We start from the raw sequence: 19,058 nt of genomic DNA, 5'->3' as shown, positions 1-19,058 counted from the left end.
CCATGAGCACTCATGGCAACTGGAGGAAGTCCTCTTACTCAGGCGAGGGCGACGGCAACGAGTGTGTGGAGGTCGCGAACTCGACCACTCACGTCGCCGTCCGCGACTCCAAGGCGCCCTCGTACGGAACGCTTACTGTCCCGGCTGAGGTCTTCGCGACGTTCGTCGGCGGGATCAAGAGAACGGAAACGGAGTGGTGAGCACCTTGCACAACTGGCGTAAGTCCTCCTACTCCGGCGGCGGCAACAACTGCGTGGAGATAGCCACCTCCCCCACCCACGTCGCCGTCCGTGACAGCAAGGCCCCCGCCCGAGCCACCCTCACCTTCCTCCGCGCCGCCTTCACCCGCTTCCTCACGGTGATGGCGGGGCCGGAGGGAAACCCGCCTCCCCCCTGACCCAGCACAGCTCCCCGGGGCTGCCGTCGCCCACGTCGAACTGGCAGCATTCGGCGCCGACGGCGGCGGCGAGGTCGGTGAAGGTCTTCCTGATGCTCGCCGACCGCTCGAACAGGCGGCTGATGCCCGACGTCGGCGCCCAGAACTCCAACGCCGTGTACCCGGGGTCCAGGAAGGACCGGAACCGGACCGTCAGGTAGACGTACCCGATCCGGACGCGTCCGTCCTCCTCGGGTGGCAGTCCGTACGACTCCCCGTACGCCCGCACCGCGTCGTCCACGGGGAACATGAGGGACGTGTCCAGGTCGAGTGTCTCGCTGCCGGAGCAGTCGACCGGCTCGCTGTCGAAGCCGGACGTGAAGGGGAGGGCGATCCGCTCGCCGTCGGGCAGCGTGACGTGGAGGGGTGGCACGTCACGGGACGGTGCCGCCAACTCGGCCACGGCGGCCAGCGCCCCCGCCACGTTCCAGGGACGCAGGTAGATGTCGTAGCCGTAAGTGAGCCCCATGTTTCCCTGCGCCAGACCATGGACACCTTGCGCTCATTGGTCCTGCCGTAGCGGCGGAACTCCGACGTCTCCACCGTCCACGGCCCGAACGGCACCGCGTCGCCGAAGATGTACGGCTCCTTGCTGCTGTAGCGGCCCTTGCACGGATCGGAGTGCACCTCGATCGTCCCGGTGCGCGGGCCGACGATCATGTAGTGCGGGATGCCCCATGGCCGGATAGTCGGCCAACTTCTCGTCGTAGGCGTTGCTCGGGTTGGACGGCGAGACGATCTCGACGGCAGCCAGCACCTGCGTGGCGTCCACGGCCAGGCCCTCTTCGTCGAGGGTGGCTTCGGGGATCACGACGGCGTCCGGGCGGCGCATGCGGCCGATGGCGGGGTGATATCGGGGCCGTTCGCGCAGATGTAGCCGGGGTGGGTGCCGGGCAGTTGCGCGTCCAACTGCTTGCAGATGCGGCGGACCGTGCCCTCGTGCCGCTTCGACGGGCACATCATCGCCAGAATCGGACCGGAGGGCCCGATCTCGACGCTCCACGAACCCTCGAGCTGCTCCGAGTAGGCCCCGAGTAGGCCCCGAGTTCCGCGGCGATGGCGCGCATCTTGGCGTAGTCCATGAGCTCAGAGTACTGAGATGGGGTCTCTCCGGCCGCTCTGTCAGTCCCCACCGGTACCGTCGGATCATGCCCAACCAGTCCTCCGCGGCCCCCGGTGAAAGGCGGCTCGCCACCCTCGAAGGCGTCCTGGAGCGGATCACGTACGCCAATGAGGAGAACGGCTACACCGTCGCCCGTGTCGACACCGGCAGAGGCGCCGGCGACCTGCTGACCGTCGTCGGCGCGCTGCTCGGTGCGCAGGTGGGGGAGTCGCTGCGGATGGAGGGGCGCTGGGGGTCGCACGCCCAGTACGGCAAGCAGTTCCACGTGGAGAACTACACGACGCTGCTCCCCGCCACCGTCCAGGGCATCCGGCGCTACCTCGGGTCCGGGCTGGTCAAGGGGATCGGACCGGTCTTCGCCGACCGGATCACCCAGCACTTCGGGCTCGACACCCTCACCATCATCGAGGAGGAGCCCAAGCGGCTCATCGAGGTGCCCGGCCTCGGACCCAAGCGGACCAAGAAGATCGCCGACGCCTGGGAGGAGCAGAAGGCGATCAAGGAGGTCATGCTCTTCCTCCAGACCGTCGAGGTGTCCACCTCCATCGCCGTCCGCATCTACAAGAAGTACGGCGACGCCTCGATCTCCGTCGTGAAGAACCAGCCCTACCGGCTCGCCGCCGACGTCTGGGGCATCGGCTTCCTGACCGCCGACAGGATCGCCCAGTCCGTCGGGATCCCGCACGACAGCCCGGAGCGGGTGAAGGCGGGGCTCCAGTACGCGCTCTCGCAGGCCACCGACCAGGGGCACTGCTACCTCCCCGAGGAGAGGCTGATCGCCGACGCGGTGAAGCTGCTCCAGGTGGACACCGGGCTCGTCATCGAGTGCCTGGGCGAGCTGGCCGCCGAGCCGGAGGATCCGGACGGCGACCCCGGCGTGGTGCGGGAGAAGGTCCCCGGCCCCGAGGGCGGCGATCCCGTCACCGCCGTCTACCTCGTCCCCTTCCACCGTGCCGAGCTGGCCCTGGCCGGGCAGCTGCGCCGTCTCCTCCACACGGACGAGGACCGGATGCCCGGCTTCCAGGACGTGGCCTGGGACAAGGCGCTCGGGTGGCTGAAGCGGCGCACCGGCGCCGATCTCGCGCCCGAGCAGGAGGCGGCCGTCAAGCTCGCGCTGAGCGAGAAGGTCGCCGTCCTCACCGGCGGGCCCGGCTGCGGCAAGTCCTTCACCGTGCGGTCGATCGTGGAGCTGGCGCGGGCCAGGAAGGCGAAGGTGGTGCTCGCCGCCCCCACCGGGCGGGCCGCCAAGCGGCTGGCCGAGCTGACCGGCGCCGAGGCGTCCACCGTGCACCGGCTGCTGGAGCTGAAGCCCGGCGGCGACGCGGCCTACGACAGGGAGCGGCCGCTGGACGCCGACCTGGTGGTGGTGGACGAGGCGTCGATGCTGGACCTGCTCCTCGCCAACAAGCTCGCCAAGGCCGTCGCCCCGGGCGCCCATCTGCTCCTCGTCGGGGACGTCGACCAACTGCCGAGCGTGGGCGCGGGGGAAGTGCTCCGGGATCTGCTGGCGCCCAACAGCCCTGTCCCCGCCGTCCGTCTCACCCGCGTCTTCCGGCAGGCACAGCAGTCCGGCGTGGTCACCAACGCGCACCGGATCAACGCCGGGCAGCATCCCGTCACCGACGGCATGAAGGACTTCTTCCTCTTCGTCGAGGACGACACCGAGGAGGCGGGGCGGCTCACCGTGGACGTCGCCGCGCGGCGCATCCCCGCGAAGTTCGGGCTCGACCCGCGCCGGGACGTGCAGGTCCTGGCCCCCATGCACCGGGGGCCCGCCGGCGCCGGGACGCTCAACGGGCTGCTCCAGCAGGCCGTCACCCCGGGCCGCCCGGACGTGCCCGAGAAGCGGTTCGGCGGCCGGGTCTTCCGGGTCGGCGACAAGGTCACCCAGATCCGGAACAATTACGAGAAGGGCGAGAACGGCGTCTTCAACGGCACCGTGGGCGTCGTCACCTCGCTCGACCCGGTCGACCAGCGCCTGACGGTGCTGACGGACGAGGACGAGGAAGTGCCGTACGACTTCGACGAACTGGACGAGCTGGCCCACGCCTACGCGGTCACCATCCACCGGTCCCAGGGCAGCGAGTACCCGGCCGTCGTGATCCCGGTGACGACCGGCGCCTGGATGATGCTCCAGCGGAACCTGCTGTACACGGCGGTCACCCGGGCGAAGAGGCTGGTCGTCCTCGTCGGTTCGCGCAAGGCGATCGGGCAGGCGGTGCGGACGGTGTCGGCCGGACGGCGGTGCACGGCGCTCGACTTCCGGCTGGCGGGCCCCCGGACCTGAAACCTTCCCGTAAACCTCACGGCCGGTGTGAAAAAAATGATCGATCAAACGAGTCGGAAAGGTCACACAGCACTTCCGGATGCGCCCCGGAGGGGGCAGGATGAGGAAGTTGACGGCACTGAGTGCCGCCAATGGGCCCAATGGTCGACCCCGAGTGCACTCTCCTGAGCCAAGTGGGGGATGGTAGAGACAGCCCGGGCACCTCGAAGATGAGGCACTATGTCGGTGAGGGAAGACGTGAGCGAGCAGACCAACAACTCGGTAGTACTGCGGTACGGCGACGGCGAGTACACCTACCCGGTGATCGACAGCACCGTCGGTGACAAGGGCTTCGACATCGGGAAGCTCCGCGCCCAGACCGGTCTGGTGACGCTGGACAGCGGGTACGGCAACACCGCCGCCTACAAATCCGCCATCACCTATCTGGACGGCGAAGCCGGCATCCTCCGGTACCGCGGCTACCCGATCGAGCAGCTGGCCGAGCGCTCCTCCTTCGTGGAGGTGGCCTACCTGCTGATCAACGGCGAGCTGCCGACCGTCGACGAGCTGTCCGCGTTCAAGGACGAGATCACGCAGCACACCCTGCTGCACGAGGACGTCAAGAACTTCTACAAGGGCTTCCCGCGCGACGCCCACCCGATGGCCATGCTGTCGTCGGTGGTCTCGGCGCTGTCCACCTTCTACCAGGACAGCCACAACCCGTTCGACGAGCGGCAGCGCAACCTCTCCACGATCCGGCTGCTCGCCAAGCTCCCGACGATCGCGGCCTACGCGTACAAGAAGTCGATCGGCCACCCGTTCGTCTACCCGCGCAACGACCTCGGCTACGTCGAGAACTTCCTGCGCATGACGTTCTCCGTGCCGGCCCAGGAGTACGAGCTGGACCCGACGGTCGTCGCGGCGCTCGACAAGCTGCTGATCCTGCACGCGGACCACGAGCAGAACTGCTCGACCTCCACGGTCCGCCTGGTCGGCTCCTCGCAGGCGAACATGTTCGCCTCGATCTCCGCCGGCATCAACGCCCTGTGGGGCCCGCTGCACGGCGGCGCCAACCAGTCGGTGCTGGAGATGCTGGAAGGCATCCGCGACGCGGGCGGCGACGTCGACTCCTTCATCCGCAAGGTGAAGAACAAGGAGGACGGCGTCCGCCTGATGGGCTTCGGCCACCGGGTCTACAAGAACTTCGACCCGCGCGCCAAGATCATCAAGGCCGCCGCGCACGACGTGCTCTCCGCCCTCGGCAAGTCCGACGAGCTGCTGGACATCGCCCTGAAGCTGGAGGAGCACGCGCTCTCCGACGACTACTTCGTCTCGCGCAGCCTCTACCCGAACGTCGACTTCTACACCGGCCTGATCTACCGGGCCATGGGCTTCCCGACCGAGATGTTCACGGTCCTGTTCGCCCTCGGCCGGCTGCCGGGCTGGATCGCCCAGTGGCACGAGATGATCAAGGAGCCGGGTTCCCGCATCGGCCGCCCGCGCCAGATCTACACGGGCGTCGTCGAGCGCGACTTCATCCCCGTCGAGGAGCGCTGAGCCGCACGGCACCCCCGCGGCGCACCTGGTGAGTCCCGTACCCCCTTGAGCGGTACGGGACTTTTCCGTGTCGGCGCGGCGGGCCGCGGCGGCCGGGAGAGCGGAGGCGAACAGCAGAAGGCGCCCTGGCGCCGGTCCCCCCACGGGCCGACGATCCAGGGCGCCTTCCCATGTCCCGGTGCGGATTCCCCCCACGGGATCCGGCCGGGCGTCTGTGAGGACAGCGCCTGAATTCGCTGTGTCGTGCTGATGGTGCTTGCCGTGCGGCCTGCCGGGACAGCGCACGCCCGGGAGGGCCGCTCAAAGCTTCCCGGTGTACGTGTCCCGGCAACGCAGCTCTGGGAAAGTCCCCCAAGACATCCCCAGATGTCAGGTCGCGCCCCCCAAGACGCTGCCTGACATCGCCAACTTAGACCTTCGAACCCCTTAGATGGTTACGTTCGCATCACTGTGATCTGCGTCTCTTGCAAATGTCCGTTAAGTACGCAAGAGCCCCGTGCAGGACGCGGGACCCAAGCGTAAGGAAGATGCGCGAGCCTTGTGAAGAGCTTATGTGAGGCCGGTGCCGGACTCCAGAGGCACAGCCCTTCTACCTGCGTGAAATGCGAAGCAGTGGGCGGGCCCGAGCGGGGCTAGCGAAAGGCGCGCAGCCGGAGGCTGTTGGTGACCACGAAGACCGAGGAGAAGGCCATCGCCGCCCCCGCGATCATCGGGTTCAGCAGCCCGGCGGCGGCCAGCGGCAGCGCGGCCACGTTGTAGCCGAAGGCCCACACGAGGTTGCCCTTGATCGTGGCCAGGGTGCGCCGGGACAGCCGGATCGCGTCCACCGCCACCCGCAGGTCGCCGCGGACCAGCGTCAGATCGCCCGCCTCGATCGCCGCGTCCGTCCCCGTGCCCATCGCCAGGCCCAGATCGGCGGTGGCGAGCGCCGCCGCGTCGTTGACGCCGTCGCCCACCACGGCGACCGTACGGCCCTCGGCGCGCAGCCGCCGCACCACCGCGACCTTGTCCTCGGGCAGCACCTCGGCGATCACCTCGTCGATGCCGACGGCCGCCGCGACCGACTCGGCCACCCGGCGGTTGTCTCCGGTCAGCAGGACGGGGGTCAGGCCCAGCCGGCGCAGCCCGGCCACCGCCTCGGCGCTGGTCTCCCGGACCGCGTCCGCCACGGCGAGGACCCCGCGCGCCTCGCCGTCCCAGCCGACGACGACGGCCGTACGGCCCCGCTGCTCGGCCTCGTCCCTGGCCCGGGTCACCTCGGGCGGCAGGACGTCGTGGAGGCGCCCCACGGCCACCTCGCGGCCCTCCACGCGGGCGCGTACGCCGCGCCCGGGGACGTTCTCGAAGTCCTCGACGCCCGGCAGCGCGCCCAGCCGCTCCTCGGCGCCGGCCGCGACCGCGCGGGCCACGGGGTGCTCGGAGGCGTGCTCGACCGCGCCCGCCAGCCGCAGCAGCTCCGCCTCGTCGGTGCCCTCGGCGGCGTACACCTCGTGCAGGGTCATGCGGCCGGTGGTGACGGTGCCGGTCTTGTCCAGGACGACCGTGTCGACGCGCCGCGTGGACTCCAGCGCCTCGGGGCCCTTGATGAGGATGCCGAGCTGGGCGCCGCGCCCGGTGCCGACCAGCAGCGCGGTCGGGGTGGCGAGCCCCAGGGCGCAGGGGCAGGCGATGATCAGTACGGCTACGGCCGCGGTGAACGCGGCGACCGTGTCGCCGGTCGCGCCGAGCCACCCGCCGAAGGTGGCGGCCGCGATCAGCAGGACGACCGGCACGAAGACGCCGGAGATCCGGTCGGCGAGCCGCTGCACCCGCGCCTTGCCGCTCTGCGCGTCCTCCACCAGCTTCGCCATCCGCGCCAGCTGCGTGTCCGCGCCGACCCGGGTCGCCTCGACGACCAGCCGGCCCCCGGCGTTCACCGTGGCACCGGTGACCCCGTCGCCGACGGTGACGTCCACCGGCACGGACTCGCCGGTCAGCAGGGAGGCGTCGACGGCCGAGGCGCCCTCGGTCACCGTGCCGTCGGTGGCGATCTTCTCGCCGGGGCGTACGACGAACCGGTCGCCCACCGCGAGCCGGGCCACCGGTATCCGCACCTCGCGCCCCTCCCGCAGGACCGCGACGTCCTTCGCGCCCAGCTCCATCAGCGCCCGCAGCGCGGCTCCGGCGCGGCGCTTGGAGCGGGCCTCCAGCCAGCGGCCGAGGAGGAGGAAGGCGGTGACCCCGGCGGCGGCCTCCAGGTAGATCGTGGAGGCACCGTCCGCGCGGGAGACGGTGAGGTCGAAGCCGTGCCGCATGCCCGGCAGGCCCGCGTCGCCGAAGAACAGCGCCCACAGGGACCAGCCGAACGCCGCCAGCGTGCCGAGCGAGACCAGCGTGTCCATGGTGGCCGCACCGTGCCGCACGCCCGTCCAGGCGGCGCGGTGGAAGGGCAGCCCGCCCCACACCACCACGGGCGCGGCCAGGGTGAGCGAGAGCCACTGCCAGTTGTCGAACTGGAGCGCCGGGACCATCGCGAGGAGGACGACCGGGGCGGCGAGGAGGGCCGAGACCAGCAGGCGCCGACGCAGGGCCGACAGCTCCGGGTCGTCCTCGCCGGCCCCGGCGCCGGGCTCCTCGGCGCCGGCCTCGTCGGTCGGCGGCACCGGCGGCGCGGGCTCCTCGGCGGTGTACCCGGTCCGCACGACGGTGGCGATCAGGTCGGCGACCTCGGTGGTCACCGGGTGGCTGACCCGGGCCTTCTCCGTCGCGTAGTTCACCGTGGCGGTCACACCGTCCATGCGGTTGAGCTTCTTCTCGACGCGGGCCGCGCAGGAGGCGCAGGTCATCCCGCCGATGAGCAGCTCGACCTCGGCCCGGCCGGGGTCGGCGGCCGTCGTGTCGGCGCGGGTGTCCGCGGTGGTGGTGGTCATGGTCCGGACTCCAGGACGGGGGTGGGTGCGCGGGCTCAGACCCGGCCGACGAGCTCGAAGCCCGCCTCGTCCACGGCGGCGCGCACGGCCGCGTCGTCGAGGGGGGCCTCGGAGACGACGGTGACCTCGCCGGTGGCGGCGACGGCCTGCACGGAGCCGACGCCCGGGATCTCGGAGATCTCGCCGGAGACGGCGCCCTCGCAGTGGCCGCAGCTCATCCCGCTCACCTTGTAGACGGCGGTGACGGAGTCCTGGGCGGTGTCGGTCTGGGCGGTCATGTCGTTACTCCTCGTCGGGGGATGCGCGTGGGCGGGTACCCGTGGTCCGGCCCGGACCACTTCACCCCCACCTTACCCCTAGGGGGTATGAAGGCGAGGTTCAGCCGTCACCTGCGTACCTCCCCGCGCGCGCCACTCGTGGTCGAGCACCGCCATCAGCACCTCGTCCACCCGCGTGCCGCCCCGCAGGGCGGCCTCCCGCCGCACCCCCTCCACCACGAAACCGGCCTTCTCGTACGCCCGCCGGGCCCGCGGGTTGTCGGCGTAGACCTCCAACTGGACGCGGTGCAGGCCGACCTGTGCGAAGGCGTGCCCGACGATGAGCCGCGTCGCCTCGCTGCCCAGCCCGCGGTCCCGCCCCCGGGGCCCGAGCAGGGTGCGGAAGGTGCAGCTGCGGGCCGCCGGGTCCCACTCGTACAGCACGACCTCGCCCACGAGTTCGCCGGTGGCCCGGTCGGTGACGGCCAGGTCGAGCCGGTCGGGATCGGCGGTGCGCACGCCGTACCAGGAGCGCAGCCGGTCGAGGGTGAGTTCACCGGTCGGCTCGAAGGTGAAGCGCACGACCTCGGGGTCGTTGACGATGTCCCACATCGTGTCGGCGTCCGCCGCGGTGAACGGCCGCAGGACGGTCTTGTCGCCGGTGAGGACGGGTTTCACGGAGAAGTCCATGCACGGCACTGTGCCCCACCCGGAGGCGGGGCACAGAACGGTTTTCCGGCGGGGCCGCGCTACCTGTTCCGGTTGCTGGGCCGGGACGCCACCCAGGACCGGACCGTGTCCGCGTACCAGTACGGCTTCCCGCCCTCCACGTGGTCCGGCGGGGGCAGCAGCCCGTGCTTGCGGTACGACCGCACGGTGTCCGGCTGGACGTGGATGTGGGCCGCGATGTCCTTGTAGGACCAGAGCCTTCGGTCGGTCACACGAAGCACCTCCCTGCGCGCGCCGCGGCGGCGGCCGGGGACGGCCGCCGGGGGGAGCCGGGCGCCGCGCTGGCGATCACCAAGCCTGTTCCGGGTGAACGACGCGGGGCGGGGGACGGTCGGGGGCCGTTCCCGGGTGTGACGGAAGCCCCGTGCGTCCGTGACATGTGTGACCGGGAGGGTGTTTTCGTGACACGAGTGCCACACAGTCGTAGGCCGTCGTTCAGGCGCGGCGCGTTGACTGCGGCGGCCGGCCGTGCTCCGCCGCGCACCCTGCGGGAGGACTTAGGGCCGCCACCCGGATCCAAGTCGTCCGAATGTCCGGACAAAACATTGACAGGCCGCACGCGCGGGGCTAGAAACCGGGGTGACGCAAGGGCGCGGGCAAGAAGGGAACGCGATGGCGCACGACCCGACGGGCCGCGGCCCGCTCGCCGGTTCCCCCACCGAACGCCTCCGGCGCGGGAAGGCGGTCTCGCCCTGGCAGGAGCGAGGCACGAGCGCCAACTCCCCGCTCGCACCGGCTCCGCGCCGGAGGTCCCCGCACCGCGCCCCCGCACGGGCCGCCCACACTGCCCCACGTGTCTACGCGGACACCCGAACCGCAGACACAGTGTCGGGCGCGCCCGCGGCGCCCGGCTGCTGGGATGGGGTCACGGCCCAGACCGCGACCCGAGCGGGACCGGTCCCGGCCCGTGACCAGCATGAGCAGCGCGAGCTGCGCCCACGGCACGTCTCGACCCGTCGCCGCCATCTGTGAAGGAGTTCTCGGTCATGACGAACATCGTCAACCACTGGATCGGCGGCAAGTCCGCCGAAGGCGCCTCGGGCACGTACGGGCCGGTGACGAACCCGGCGACCGGCGCGGTCACCACCGAGGTCGCCTTCGCCTCCGTCGACGAGGTGGACGCCGCCGTCGCCGCCGCCAAGGAGGCGTACCTGACCTGGGGTCAGTCCTCCCTGGCCCAGCGGACCTCCATCCTCTTCAGGTTCCGGGCGCTGCTGGACGCGCACCGCGACGAGATCGCCGAGCTGATCACCGCCGAGCACGGCAAGGTGCACTCCGACGCCCTCGGCGAGGTCGCGCGCGGCCTGGAGATCGTCGACCTGGCCTGCGGCATCACCGTCCAGCTCAAGGGCGAGCTGTCGACGCAGGTCGCAAGCCGCGTCGACGTGTCCTCGATCCGGCAGCCGCTCGGTGTGGTCGCGGGCATCACGCCGTTCAACTTCCCGGCGATGGTGCCGCTGTGGATGTTCCCGATCGCCGTCGCCTGCGGCAACACCTTCGTGCTCAAGCCGAGCGAGAAGGACCCCTCGGCCGCCGTGAAGCTCGCCGAGCTGCTCTCCGAGGCGGGTCTGCCGGACGGCGTCTTCAACGTCGTGCACGGCGACAAGGTGGCCGTGGACCGCCTCCTGGAGCACCCGGACGTCCAGGCGGTCTCCTTCGTCGGCTCCACCCCGATCGCCCGCCACATCCACACCACCGCCACCGCGAACGGCAAGCGCGTGCAGGCCCTCGGCGGCGCCAAGAACCACATGCTGGTGCTGCCGGACGCCGACCTCGACGCGGCGGCGGACGCGGCCGTGAGCGCCGCCTACGGCTCGGCCGGCGAGCGCTGCATGGCGATCTCCGCGGTCGTCGCGGTCGGCGCCGTCGGCGACGAACTGGTGGAGAAGATCCGCGAGCGCGCCGAGAAGATCAAGATCGGCCCCGGCACCGACCCGTCCTCCGAGATGGGCCCGCTGATCACCAAGGCCCACCGCGACAAGGTCGCCACCTACGTCCGGGGCGCGGCGGCCGAGGGCTGCGAGGTCGTCCTCGACGGCACCGGCTACACGGTCGACGGCCACGAGGACGGCCACTGGATCGGCATCTCCCTGCTCGACCGCGTGCCGACCACCGCCAAGGCGTACCAGGACGAGATCTTCGGCCCGGTGCTGTGCGTGCTGCGCGCCGAGACGTACGAGGAGGGCGTGGCCCTCATCAACGCCTCGCCGTTCGGCAACGGCACCGCGATCTTCACCCGGGACGGCGGCGCGGCCCGCCGCTTCCAGCTGGAGATCGAGGCCGGCATGGTCGGCGTCAACGTCCCGATCCCGGTCCCCGTCGGCTACCACTCCTTCGGCGGCTGGAAGGACTCCCTCTTCGGCGACCACCACATCTACGGCAACGACGGCACGCACTTCTACACCCGCGGCAAGGTCGTCACCACCCGCTGGCCGGACCCGGCCGACACCCCGGCGGGCGTCGACCTGGGCTTCCCGCGCAACCACTGAGGCAGCCCCCCCAGGGTGCCGTGGTCCCGCCCGGACCACGGCACCCTCGTGCGCGGCAGGTTTTTTTGCCCCGCCCCCTACGGTTCCCGCACGGCCCAAAGCCCCGTCCCGTCAAGGGGCATGTTGCCGTTTCCGGATGCAGGGACGGTGTCGATCAACGGTTTCCGTAGGTAAACACCCATTGACGCAGCGGTTTTCGTCGGGATTCCATCTGGCGTCGGGAGCGAACCAGAACGACGTACGACCCAGCCGCCGGAGGCGATAGCGCTCCCTCGCGAACCACGCCGCACGAGTCGATCGGAACCGCTCCATGACCGACACGCTCCGCCCCGTCGAGACCGCCGCCGCGCCCCCCGACGTTCCGGCGCCGCCGAAGCCGAGGACCCTCAAGCGTTCCATCGGGGTCGTCGGCGGCACCCTCCTGACGCTGTCGTGCGTGACCCCCGCCTCGACGCTGTTCGTGGTGGTCCCGGACCTCTTCGGCTCGCTCGGCACCGCCACCGCGCTGACCATCGCCATCGGCTCCGTGCTCTGCGTCGCCGTGGCGTTCTGCTACTCGGAGCTCGGCACCCTGGTCCCCAGCGCGGGCGGCGAGTACGCCATGGTGTCGACGATGGCCGGGCGCCTCGCGGGCTGGCTGGTCTTCGTGCTGTCCCTGCTGGTCGTCATGATCGTGCCCCCGGTGATCGCCATGGGCACGGCCGACTACCTCGAACCGGTCCTGCACCTCGACCCCTCCCTCGCGGGCGCCGGCGTCATGGTGCTCGCCACCCTCGCCGGGCTGCTCGACCTGCGCGCCAACGCCTGGATCACCGGCGTCTTCCTGGTCCTGGAGGTCATCGCCGCGGCCGTCGTCGCGGTGCTGGGCTTCGCCCACGCCGAGCGCGGCCCCGGCAGCCTCGTGTCGATGGAGGTGGGCGGCGCCCACGGCGGCACGGACCCCGTGACGGCCATGCTGGTCGTCTCCGGGCTCGCCATCGCCCTCTTCGTCACGCAGGGCTTCTCCACCGCCGTCTACCTCTCCGAGGAACTGGAGAACCCGCGCCGCAACGTCGCCCGCACGGTGCTGGCCACCCTCGCCATCTCCACGGTGATCATCCTGGTGCCGGTCGTCGCCCTCACCCTCGGCGCCCCCGACCTGGCGGAACTGACCGGCGGCGACATCGGCGCCATGGTCACCGCCTGGTCCAACTCCGCCGTCGGCACCTTCGTGAGCCTCTGCGTGGCGCTCGCCATCATCAACGCGGGCATCGTCATGGTCATCCAGAACTCGCGCGTGCTGTTCGCCTCCGCCCGCGACAAGGCCTGGCCCGCCCCGGTCAACGGTCTCTTCGCCAGGCTCGGCCGGTTCGGCTCGCCGTGGGTCGCCACCCTCGCCGTCGGCGTGCCGGGGGCCGCGCTGTGCTACGTCAACCTCGACACCCTGTACGGCGTCACCGGCGTCTCGGTGACCGCGATGTACCTGCTGGTCGCGGTCGCCGCCCTGCTGTCCCGGCGCGGCGCCCACCGGCACGCGCACGCCTGGCGCATGCCCCTGTGGCCGGCGGTGCCGTTGCTGCTGATCGCGGTCCTCGCCTACATCCTGACCCGCCAGGAGACCGGCCACCTGCTGCTGACCGGCTCCATCGCGGCCGTCGCCACCCTGTACTGGGCCCTGTACCTGCGCCCGCGCCGCGCCACCCGCTGGCTGGTGACCGTCCCGCAGGACGTCCGGGAGCCCGCGGGACCGTGACCGCCCACGGGGCGTGACCGCCCGCCGGACCCCGACCGGCCTACCGCGCCCGTGGTACGCGCGGCCGGCCCCGTACCTCCGTGGGAGGGCCGCCGGTTCAGCCCAGGGGCGGCCCCCGTCGCCGGCGGCGGCCCGTACCGTTGACCCATGGATCTTCGACTGCCCCGCGTGCGAGGGCTGCTGCGGGGGCCGCGGCGGATGCTCTCCGCCGCGGCCGCCGTCGTCGTGCTCGCCGGCGCCGGGACGTGGACGGCCGTCGCCGGTGACGACCCGGCCCCGGTGCGGCGCGCCGACCGGGTCGTGGCGGTGGGCGACGGCGTGCGCCTGGACACCTCGTACTTCACGGCCGGCCCCGGCGGCCGCCGCCCGGCCGTCCTGCTCGCCCACGGCTTCGGCGGCAGCAAGGACGACGTACGGGAGCAGGCCGAGGACCTGGCGAGGGACGGGTACGCGGTCCTCACCTGGTCCGCGCGCGGCTTCGGGAAGTCCACCGGCAAGATCGGGCTGAACGCGCCGGACGGCGAGGTCGCCGACGTGTCCCGACTGATCGACTGGCTCGCCGGGCAGCCCCAGGTCGAGCTGGACAAGGACGGCGACCCCCGCGTCGGAGTGGCGGGCGGCTCCTACGGCGGCGCGGTCGCGCTGCTCGCGGCGGGGCACGACACCCGGGTGGACGCCGTCGCCCCGGCGATCACGTACTGGAACCTGGCGGACGCGCTGTTCCCGAACGGCGTCTTCAAGAAGCTGTGGGCGGGCATCTTCGTCAACTCCGGCGGTGGCTGCGACCGGTTCGAGGCCGAGCTGTGCCGCATGTACCAGCGCGTCGCCGAGTCCGGCACGCCCGACGCCGCCGCCGTGAAGCTCCTCCAGGAGCGCAGCCCCCAGGCGGTGGGCGCGCGCATCAAGGTGCCCACGCTGCTGACGCAGGGCCAGACCGACTCCCTCTTCCCGCTCGGCCAGGCCGACGCCGCGGCGAAGGCGATCCGGGCGAACGGCGCGCCCGTCGACGTCGACTGGATCGCGGGCGGGCACGACGGCGGCGACATGGAGACCGACCGCGTCCAGGCACGCGTCGACGACTGGTTCGACCGGTACCTCAAGGACGACGCGGGCGCCGACACCGGCCCGGCCTTCCGCGTCACCCGCACCGGAGGCGTCGACTCCACCGACGGACGGGCCCAGTTGCGCGGCGCGAGCGCCGACCGCTACCCGGGCCTGGCGAACGGACAGCGGTCCGTGCCCCTGCGCGGCCGTGAGCAGCGCGTCGACCACCCCGCCGGGGCCAACCCGCCGGCCGTCTCCGCCCTCCCCGGCATCGGCGGCGCCGGCGGGCTCGCCCAGCTCTCCTCGCTCGGCGTCGGGATCTCCCTGGACTTCCCCGGCCAGTACGCCGCTTTCGAGTCCGCCCCTGTCGGCGACGACCTGCGGATCACCGGCTCGCCGACGGCCGCCGTCCACGTCCGCTCCACCGCCGAGGACGCCGTCCTGTTCGCCAAGGTCTACGACGTCGGCCCCGGCGGCACGTCGCCCGTGCTGCCCTCGCAGCTGGTGACCCCCCTGCGCGTCGAGGGCGCCGGGGCCGGCAAGGACGTGACGGTCACCCTCCCGGCGATCGACCACGAGGTGGAGAAGGGCCACCGCCTGCGCCTGGTCCTCGCCTCCACCGACCTCGGCTACGCCTCCCCGGCCGCCCCGGCGACGTACACCGTCTCCCTCGAGGGCGACCTGAAGGTGCCCACCGCCCCCGGCGTGACGACCGCCGCCGCCCCGCTGCCCGCCTGGGTGTGGTGGCTGCCCCCGGCCGGTGCCGCCGTCGCCCTGGCCCTGCTGTGGACCGGCCGGCGCCGCACCGCCGCGCCCGCGCCCGACCCGGCGCTCGCCGACGTACCCCTGCAGATCACCGGCCTGAGCAAGCGCTACGCCGGGTCCGCCGAGCGGTACGCGGTGCGGGAGTTGTCGTTCCGCGTGGAGAAGGGGCAGGTGCTCGGCCTGCTCGGGCCCAACGGCGCGGGCAAGACGACCACTCTGCGGATGCTGATGGGCCTGATCAAGCCGGACGACGGCGGGATCAGGGTCTTCGGCCACGCCATCCGGCCCGGCGCCCCGGTGCTGTCCCGGGTCGGCGCCTTCGTCGAGGGCGCGGGCTTCCTGCCGCACCTGTCCGGCCGGGAGAACCTGGAGCTGTACTGGCGGGCGACCGGCCGCCCGCCCGAGGACGCCCACCTCGACGAGGCCCTGGAGATCGCCGGGCTCGGCGACGCGCTGGCCCGCGCGGTGCGCACCTACTCCCAGGGCATGCGCCAGCGCCTCGCCCTCGCCCAGGCGATGCTCGGCCTGCCCGACCTGCTCATCTTGGACGAGCCGACCAACGGCCTCGACCCGCCCCAGATCCGCGAGATGCGCGAGGTGATGATCCGCTACGCGGCCGCCGGGCGCACCGTGATCGTCTCCAGCCACCTGCTGGCCGAGGTCGAGCAGTCCTGCACCCACCTCGTGGTCATGGACCGGGGCCGGCTGGTTCAGGCGGGCCCGGTCGCCGAGATCATCGGCTCCGGCGACACCCTCCTGGTCGGCACCGGCCTGCCCGTGGACGAGCCGCTCGTGGACAAGGTCGCCGCCCTGCCCGGCGTGGCCTCGGTCGTGCACACCGACGACGGGCTCCTGGTCCGCCTCGACCCCGGCGGCACGGCGCCCGGCCTGGTCGCCGAGCTGGTCCGGCTGGAGATCCCCGTGGCCTCGGTCGGCCCGCACCGCCGCCTGGAGGACGCCTTCCTCACCCTGATCGGAGGTACCGCATGAGCACGCCCACCCAGCCGGCCACGACCGGGCCCGCACCCGAGCCGGTGCCGGCGTCCGACGCCGCGTACGGCTACCGGGCGGGCCGCACCCTGCCGCTGCGGGTGGAGCTGGTGCGCCAGTTCAAGCGGCGCCGGACCCTGGTCATGGGCGCCATCCTCGCCGTCCTGCCGTTCGTCCTGGTCGTCGCCTTCGCGATCGGCGGCGAGCCGGACGGCCCCGGTGACCGCATCACCCTGATGGACACCGCCACCGCCTCCGGCGCCAACTTCGCCGCCGTCAACCTCTTCGTGTCGGCGGGCTTCCTGCTGGTCGTCCCGGTCGCCCTCTTCTGCGGGGACACCGTGGCCTCCGAGGCGAGCTGGTCCTCACTGCGCTACCTGCTCGCCGCGCCGGTGCCGCGCGCCCGGCTGCTCGCCTCCAAGCTGGCCGTCGGGCTCGGGCTGAGCCTGGCCGCGATGGTGCTGCTGCCCCTGGTGGCGCTGGCCGTGGGCACGGTCGCCTACGGCTGGGGGCCGCTGGCCATCCCCACGGGCGGTGCGCTCTCCCCGGGCACGGCCGCCCAGCGCCTGGTGGTGGTCGTGGCGTACATCTTCGTGTCCCAACTGGTCACCGCCGCGCTCGCGTTCTGGCTGTCGACCCGGACCGACGCACCGCTCGGCGCGGTCGGCGGCGCCGTCGGCCTCACCATCGTCGGCAACGTCCTGGACGCCGTGACGGCGCTCGGCCACTGGCGCGACTTCCTGCCCGCGCACTGGCAGTTCGCCTGGGCGGACGCCGTCCAGCCGGACCCGGAGTGGTCGGGCATGATCCAGGGCACGGCGGTCTCGGTCACCTACGCGCTGGTGCTGTTCGCCCTGGCCTTCCGAGGTTTCGCCCGCAAGGACGTCGTCTCCTAGGCCGACGGAGGACCACCCGCCGGTCTCGGCCGCCCGCCCCGTGCCCGCTTCGAGACCCAGTCGTAACACCCCGTGCCGCACGTTTCGCCCCGCCGCCCCGTCACCGTCACGTACACCGGCGCCAACAAGCCACAGGGGGACGGACGATGAACCGGTACCGGACCGAGGACGGGCGGGGACGGCGCGGCACTTCCGCGCTGCTCGCGCTGACCCTGGCGGGCGGCCTGCTGCTCACCGGCTGCGGGGGAGGGGACGACGCGGCGGACGCGGCGAAGGACACCGCGACCGACTCCCGGGGCGGCTCGGCCCCGGTGCCCGCACCCGACCGCCCGCGCGGCCGGGGCGAGCACGGCTACGACGGCGGCGAGGACGAGAAGAACGGCGACTCGCGCGAGATCGCACCCGACCCCGACCACCTCTCCACCTTCGCCCTCGACGTCGACACCGCCTCCTACGGCTACGCCCGCCGCACCCTGGCCGAGGGCCGGCTGCCCGACCCGGCCACGGTCCGCCCCGAGGAGTTCGTCAACAGCTTCCGCCAGGATCACGACCGTCCCGACGGCGACGGCTTCTCGGTGACCGTGGACGGCGCCCGCACCGAGGACGAGGACTGGTCGCTGGTCCGCGTCGGCCTGGCCACCCGCCCCGCCGGGCGGCAGGCCGAACGACCCCCGGCCGCCCTGACGTTCGTCATCGACATCTCCGGCTCCATGGGCGAACCCGGCCGCCTCGACCTCGCCCAGGAGGCCCTCGGCACCATGACCGACCGGCTCCGCGACGACGACTCGGTGGCGCTCGTCACCTTCAGCGACGAGGCCGAGACGGTCCTGCCCATGACCCGGCTCGGCGACCACCGCGACCGCGTCCACGACGCGATCGACGCCCTGGAGCCGACCGACTCCACCAACCTCGGCGCGGGCGTGGAGACCGGCTACGAAACCGCCGTGGAAGGCCGCCGCGAGGGCGTCACCAACCGCGTCGTCCTCGTCTCCGACGCCCTCGCCAACACCGGCGACACCGACGCGGACACCATCCTCGAACGCATCGCCACCGAGCGCCGCGAGCACGGCATCACCCTCTTCGGCGTCGGAGTCGGCAGCGACTACGGCGACGCCCTGATGGAACGCCTCGCCGACAAGGGCGACGGCCACACCACGTACGTCTCCACCCCCGAGGACGCCCGCGAGGTCTTCAGCGAGCAACTCCCGCGCCACATCGAGCTGACCGCGCGCGACGCCAGGGCCCAGGTCGCCTTCGACCCGGAGACGGTCGCCGAGTTCCGCCTCGTCGGCTACGACGACCGCCAGGTCGCCGACGAGGACTTCCGCGACGACCGCGTCGACGGCGGCGAGGTCGGCCCCGGCCACACGGTCACCGCCCTCTACGCGGTCCGCACCAGGCCCGGCGCCGACGGCCACCTCGCCACGGCCACCGTCCGCTGGCTCGACCCCGACAGCCGCACCCCGCACGAGGAGTCCGAGGACGTGGAGAGCGACGCCCTCGACGACTCCGTCTGGGAGTCGGGCCGCGGGCTGCGGGTCACGGCGACCGCGGCCTACTTCGCCGACGCGCTCCGCTCCTCGGGCGGCGACGGAGGTTTGCTGCCCGGAGCGCCCGGCCTGTCCGAACTGTCCGAGCGGGCCGACGGCCTGGCGGACGGCACGGAGGACGAGGACCTGCGCGAGCTGGCCGAGGCGATCGAGGAGGCGGACCGGCTGGCCTGAGCCCGGCCGCCGCCCGACGGCCGGAGGCCGTCGGGCGGCGGGGCCCATTGACGTTTCCTTACGCGTGAGTAAGTTTACTCTGAAGTAAGTTAGTGGCCGAGCACACGCGACAGCGCATCAGTCCGACCGCGACCGGGAGCC

At 72.4% G+C, this 19,058-nt stretch carries 15 protein-coding genes and 1 pseudogene; 10 read left to right on the top strand and 6 right to left on the bottom strand.

Features of this window, described 5'->3' with window-relative positions; all coding sequences use genetic code 11:
* Positions 1 to 2 precede the first annotated feature (2 nt).
* Entirely contained in the window at positions 3 to 200 is a 198-nt protein-coding gene (locus tag IE94_RS0106880; RefSeq protein ID WP_030179743.1) for a DUF397 domain-containing protein, read from the top strand.
* Positions 197 to 397, top strand: a complete 201-nt coding sequence (locus IE94_RS0106875; protein WP_030179741.1) for a DUF397 domain-containing protein — start codon at positions 197 to 199, stop codon at positions 395 to 397. The genes IE94_RS0106880 and IE94_RS0106875 overlap by 4 nt, the downstream gene beginning before the upstream one ends.
* Here IE94_RS0106875 and IE94_RS0106870 read toward each other — a convergent pair.
* Both IE94_RS0106870 and IE94_RS41680 read right to left on the bottom strand, forming a co-directional pair.
* The gene (locus IE94_RS0106870; protein WP_037922034.1) at positions 354 to 905 is read right to left on the bottom strand and encodes a hypothetical protein; all 552 of its coding nucleotides are present in this window, start codon (positions 903 to 905) and stop codon (positions 354 to 356) included. The genes IE94_RS0106875 and IE94_RS0106870 overlap by 44 nt on opposite strands.
* 338 nt (positions 906 to 1,243) lie before the next feature.
* Positions 1,244 to 1,399 (bottom strand): hypothetical protein, encoded by a 156-nt coding sequence (locus IE94_RS41680; protein WP_342450748.1) that lies wholly within the window; start codon positions 1,397 to 1,399, stop codon positions 1,244 to 1,246.
* A gap of 185 nt (positions 1,400 to 1,584) precedes the next feature.
* Here IE94_RS41680 and recD2 point away from each other — a divergent pair, with 185 nt between their 5' ends.
* Together recD2 and IE94_RS0106855 are read left to right on the top strand one after the other, a co-directional pair.
* A complete protein-coding gene (gene recD2 / locus IE94_RS0106860) occupies positions 1,585 to 3,846 on the top strand; it encodes an SF1B family DNA helicase RecD2 (protein ID WP_030179735.1) in 2,262 nt (753 codons plus the stop codon).
* 219 nt (positions 3,847 to 4,065) lie between these two features.
* Positions 4,066 to 5,382 carry a citrate synthase gene (locus IE94_RS0106855; RefSeq protein WP_030179733.1) on the top strand — a complete coding sequence of 439 codons (1,317 nt, stop codon included), beginning with the start codon at positions 4,066 to 4,068 and terminating at the stop codon, positions 5,380 to 5,382.
* A gap of 632 nt (positions 5,383 to 6,014) precedes the next feature.
* On the opposite strand, the gene IE94_RS0106850 is transcribed toward IE94_RS0106855, so the two are convergent.
* From IE94_RS0106850 to IE94_RS40285, 4 genes are all read right to left on the bottom strand, one after another.
* Entirely contained in the window at positions 6,015 to 8,291 is a 2,277-nt protein-coding gene (locus tag IE94_RS0106850) for a heavy metal translocating P-type ATPase (protein ID WP_030179730.1), read from the bottom strand.
* Between the two features lie 35 nt (positions 8,292 to 8,326).
* Positions 8,327 to 8,569: a heavy-metal-associated domain-containing protein gene (locus IE94_RS0106845; protein WP_030179727.1), complete on the bottom strand. Its 243-nt coding sequence runs from the start codon at positions 8,567 to 8,569 to the stop codon at positions 8,327 to 8,329.
* A gap of 78 nt (positions 8,570 to 8,647) precedes the next feature.
* Positions 8,648 to 9,238: a GNAT family N-acetyltransferase gene (locus IE94_RS0106840; RefSeq protein ID WP_209441042.1), complete on the bottom strand. Its 591-nt coding sequence runs from the start codon at positions 9,236 to 9,238 to the stop codon at positions 8,648 to 8,650.
* Positions 9,239 to 9,297: 59 nt separating this feature from the next.
* A complete protein-coding gene (locus IE94_RS40285) occupies positions 9,298 to 9,489 on the bottom strand; it encodes a helix-turn-helix transcriptional regulator (RefSeq protein WP_030179723.1) in 192 nt (63 codons plus the stop codon).
* A 550-nt stretch (positions 9,490 to 10,039) separates the two neighbouring features.
* Here IE94_RS40285 and IE94_RS40875 point away from each other — a divergent pair.
* The 6 genes and pseudogenes from IE94_RS40875 to IE94_RS0106810 form a co-directional block, all read left to right on the top strand.
* A pseudogene (locus tag IE94_RS40875) lies at positions 10,040 to 10,249 on the top strand (hypothetical protein); the annotation flags it as partial.
* A 14-nt stretch (positions 10,250 to 10,263) separates the two neighbouring features.
* The gene (gene mmsA, locus IE94_RS0106830) at positions 10,264 to 11,766 is read left to right on the top strand and encodes a CoA-acylating methylmalonate-semialdehyde dehydrogenase (protein ID WP_030179720.1); all 1,503 of its coding nucleotides are present in this window, start codon (positions 10,264 to 10,266) and stop codon (positions 11,764 to 11,766) included.
* A 310-nt stretch (positions 11,767 to 12,076) separates the two neighbouring features.
* Positions 12,077 to 13,498: an APC family permease gene (locus IE94_RS0106825; RefSeq protein WP_030179716.1), complete on the top strand. Its 1,422-nt coding sequence runs from the start codon at positions 12,077 to 12,079 to the stop codon at positions 13,496 to 13,498.
* 147 nt (positions 13,499 to 13,645) lie between these two features.
* On the top strand, positions 13,646 to 16,297 hold the full coding sequence (locus IE94_RS0106820; RefSeq protein WP_030179715.1) for an alpha/beta fold hydrolase: 2,652 nt from the start codon (positions 13,646 to 13,648) through the stop codon (positions 16,295 to 16,297).
* The gene (locus tag IE94_RS0106815; protein WP_030179712.1) at positions 16,294 to 17,193 is read left to right on the top strand and encodes an ABC transporter permease; all 900 of its coding nucleotides are present in this window, start codon (positions 16,294 to 16,296) and stop codon (positions 17,191 to 17,193) included. The genes IE94_RS0106820 and IE94_RS0106815 overlap by 4 nt, the downstream gene beginning before the upstream one ends.
* 146 nt (positions 17,194 to 17,339) lie before the next feature.
* The gene (locus IE94_RS0106810; protein WP_030179709.1) at positions 17,340 to 18,917 is read left to right on the top strand and encodes a vWA domain-containing protein; all 1,578 of its coding nucleotides are present in this window, start codon (positions 17,340 to 17,342) and stop codon (positions 18,915 to 18,917) included.
* Positions 18,918 to 19,058 lie beyond the last annotated feature (141 nt).

Origin of the sequence: Streptomyces violaceorubidus, assembly GCF_000717995.1 — a bacterium.
GTDB classification, from domain to species: domain Bacteria; phylum Actinomycetota; class Actinomycetes; order Streptomycetales; family Streptomycetaceae; genus Streptomyces; species Streptomyces violaceorubidus.
This window is presented reverse-complemented; position numbering and strand designations above follow the sequence as displayed.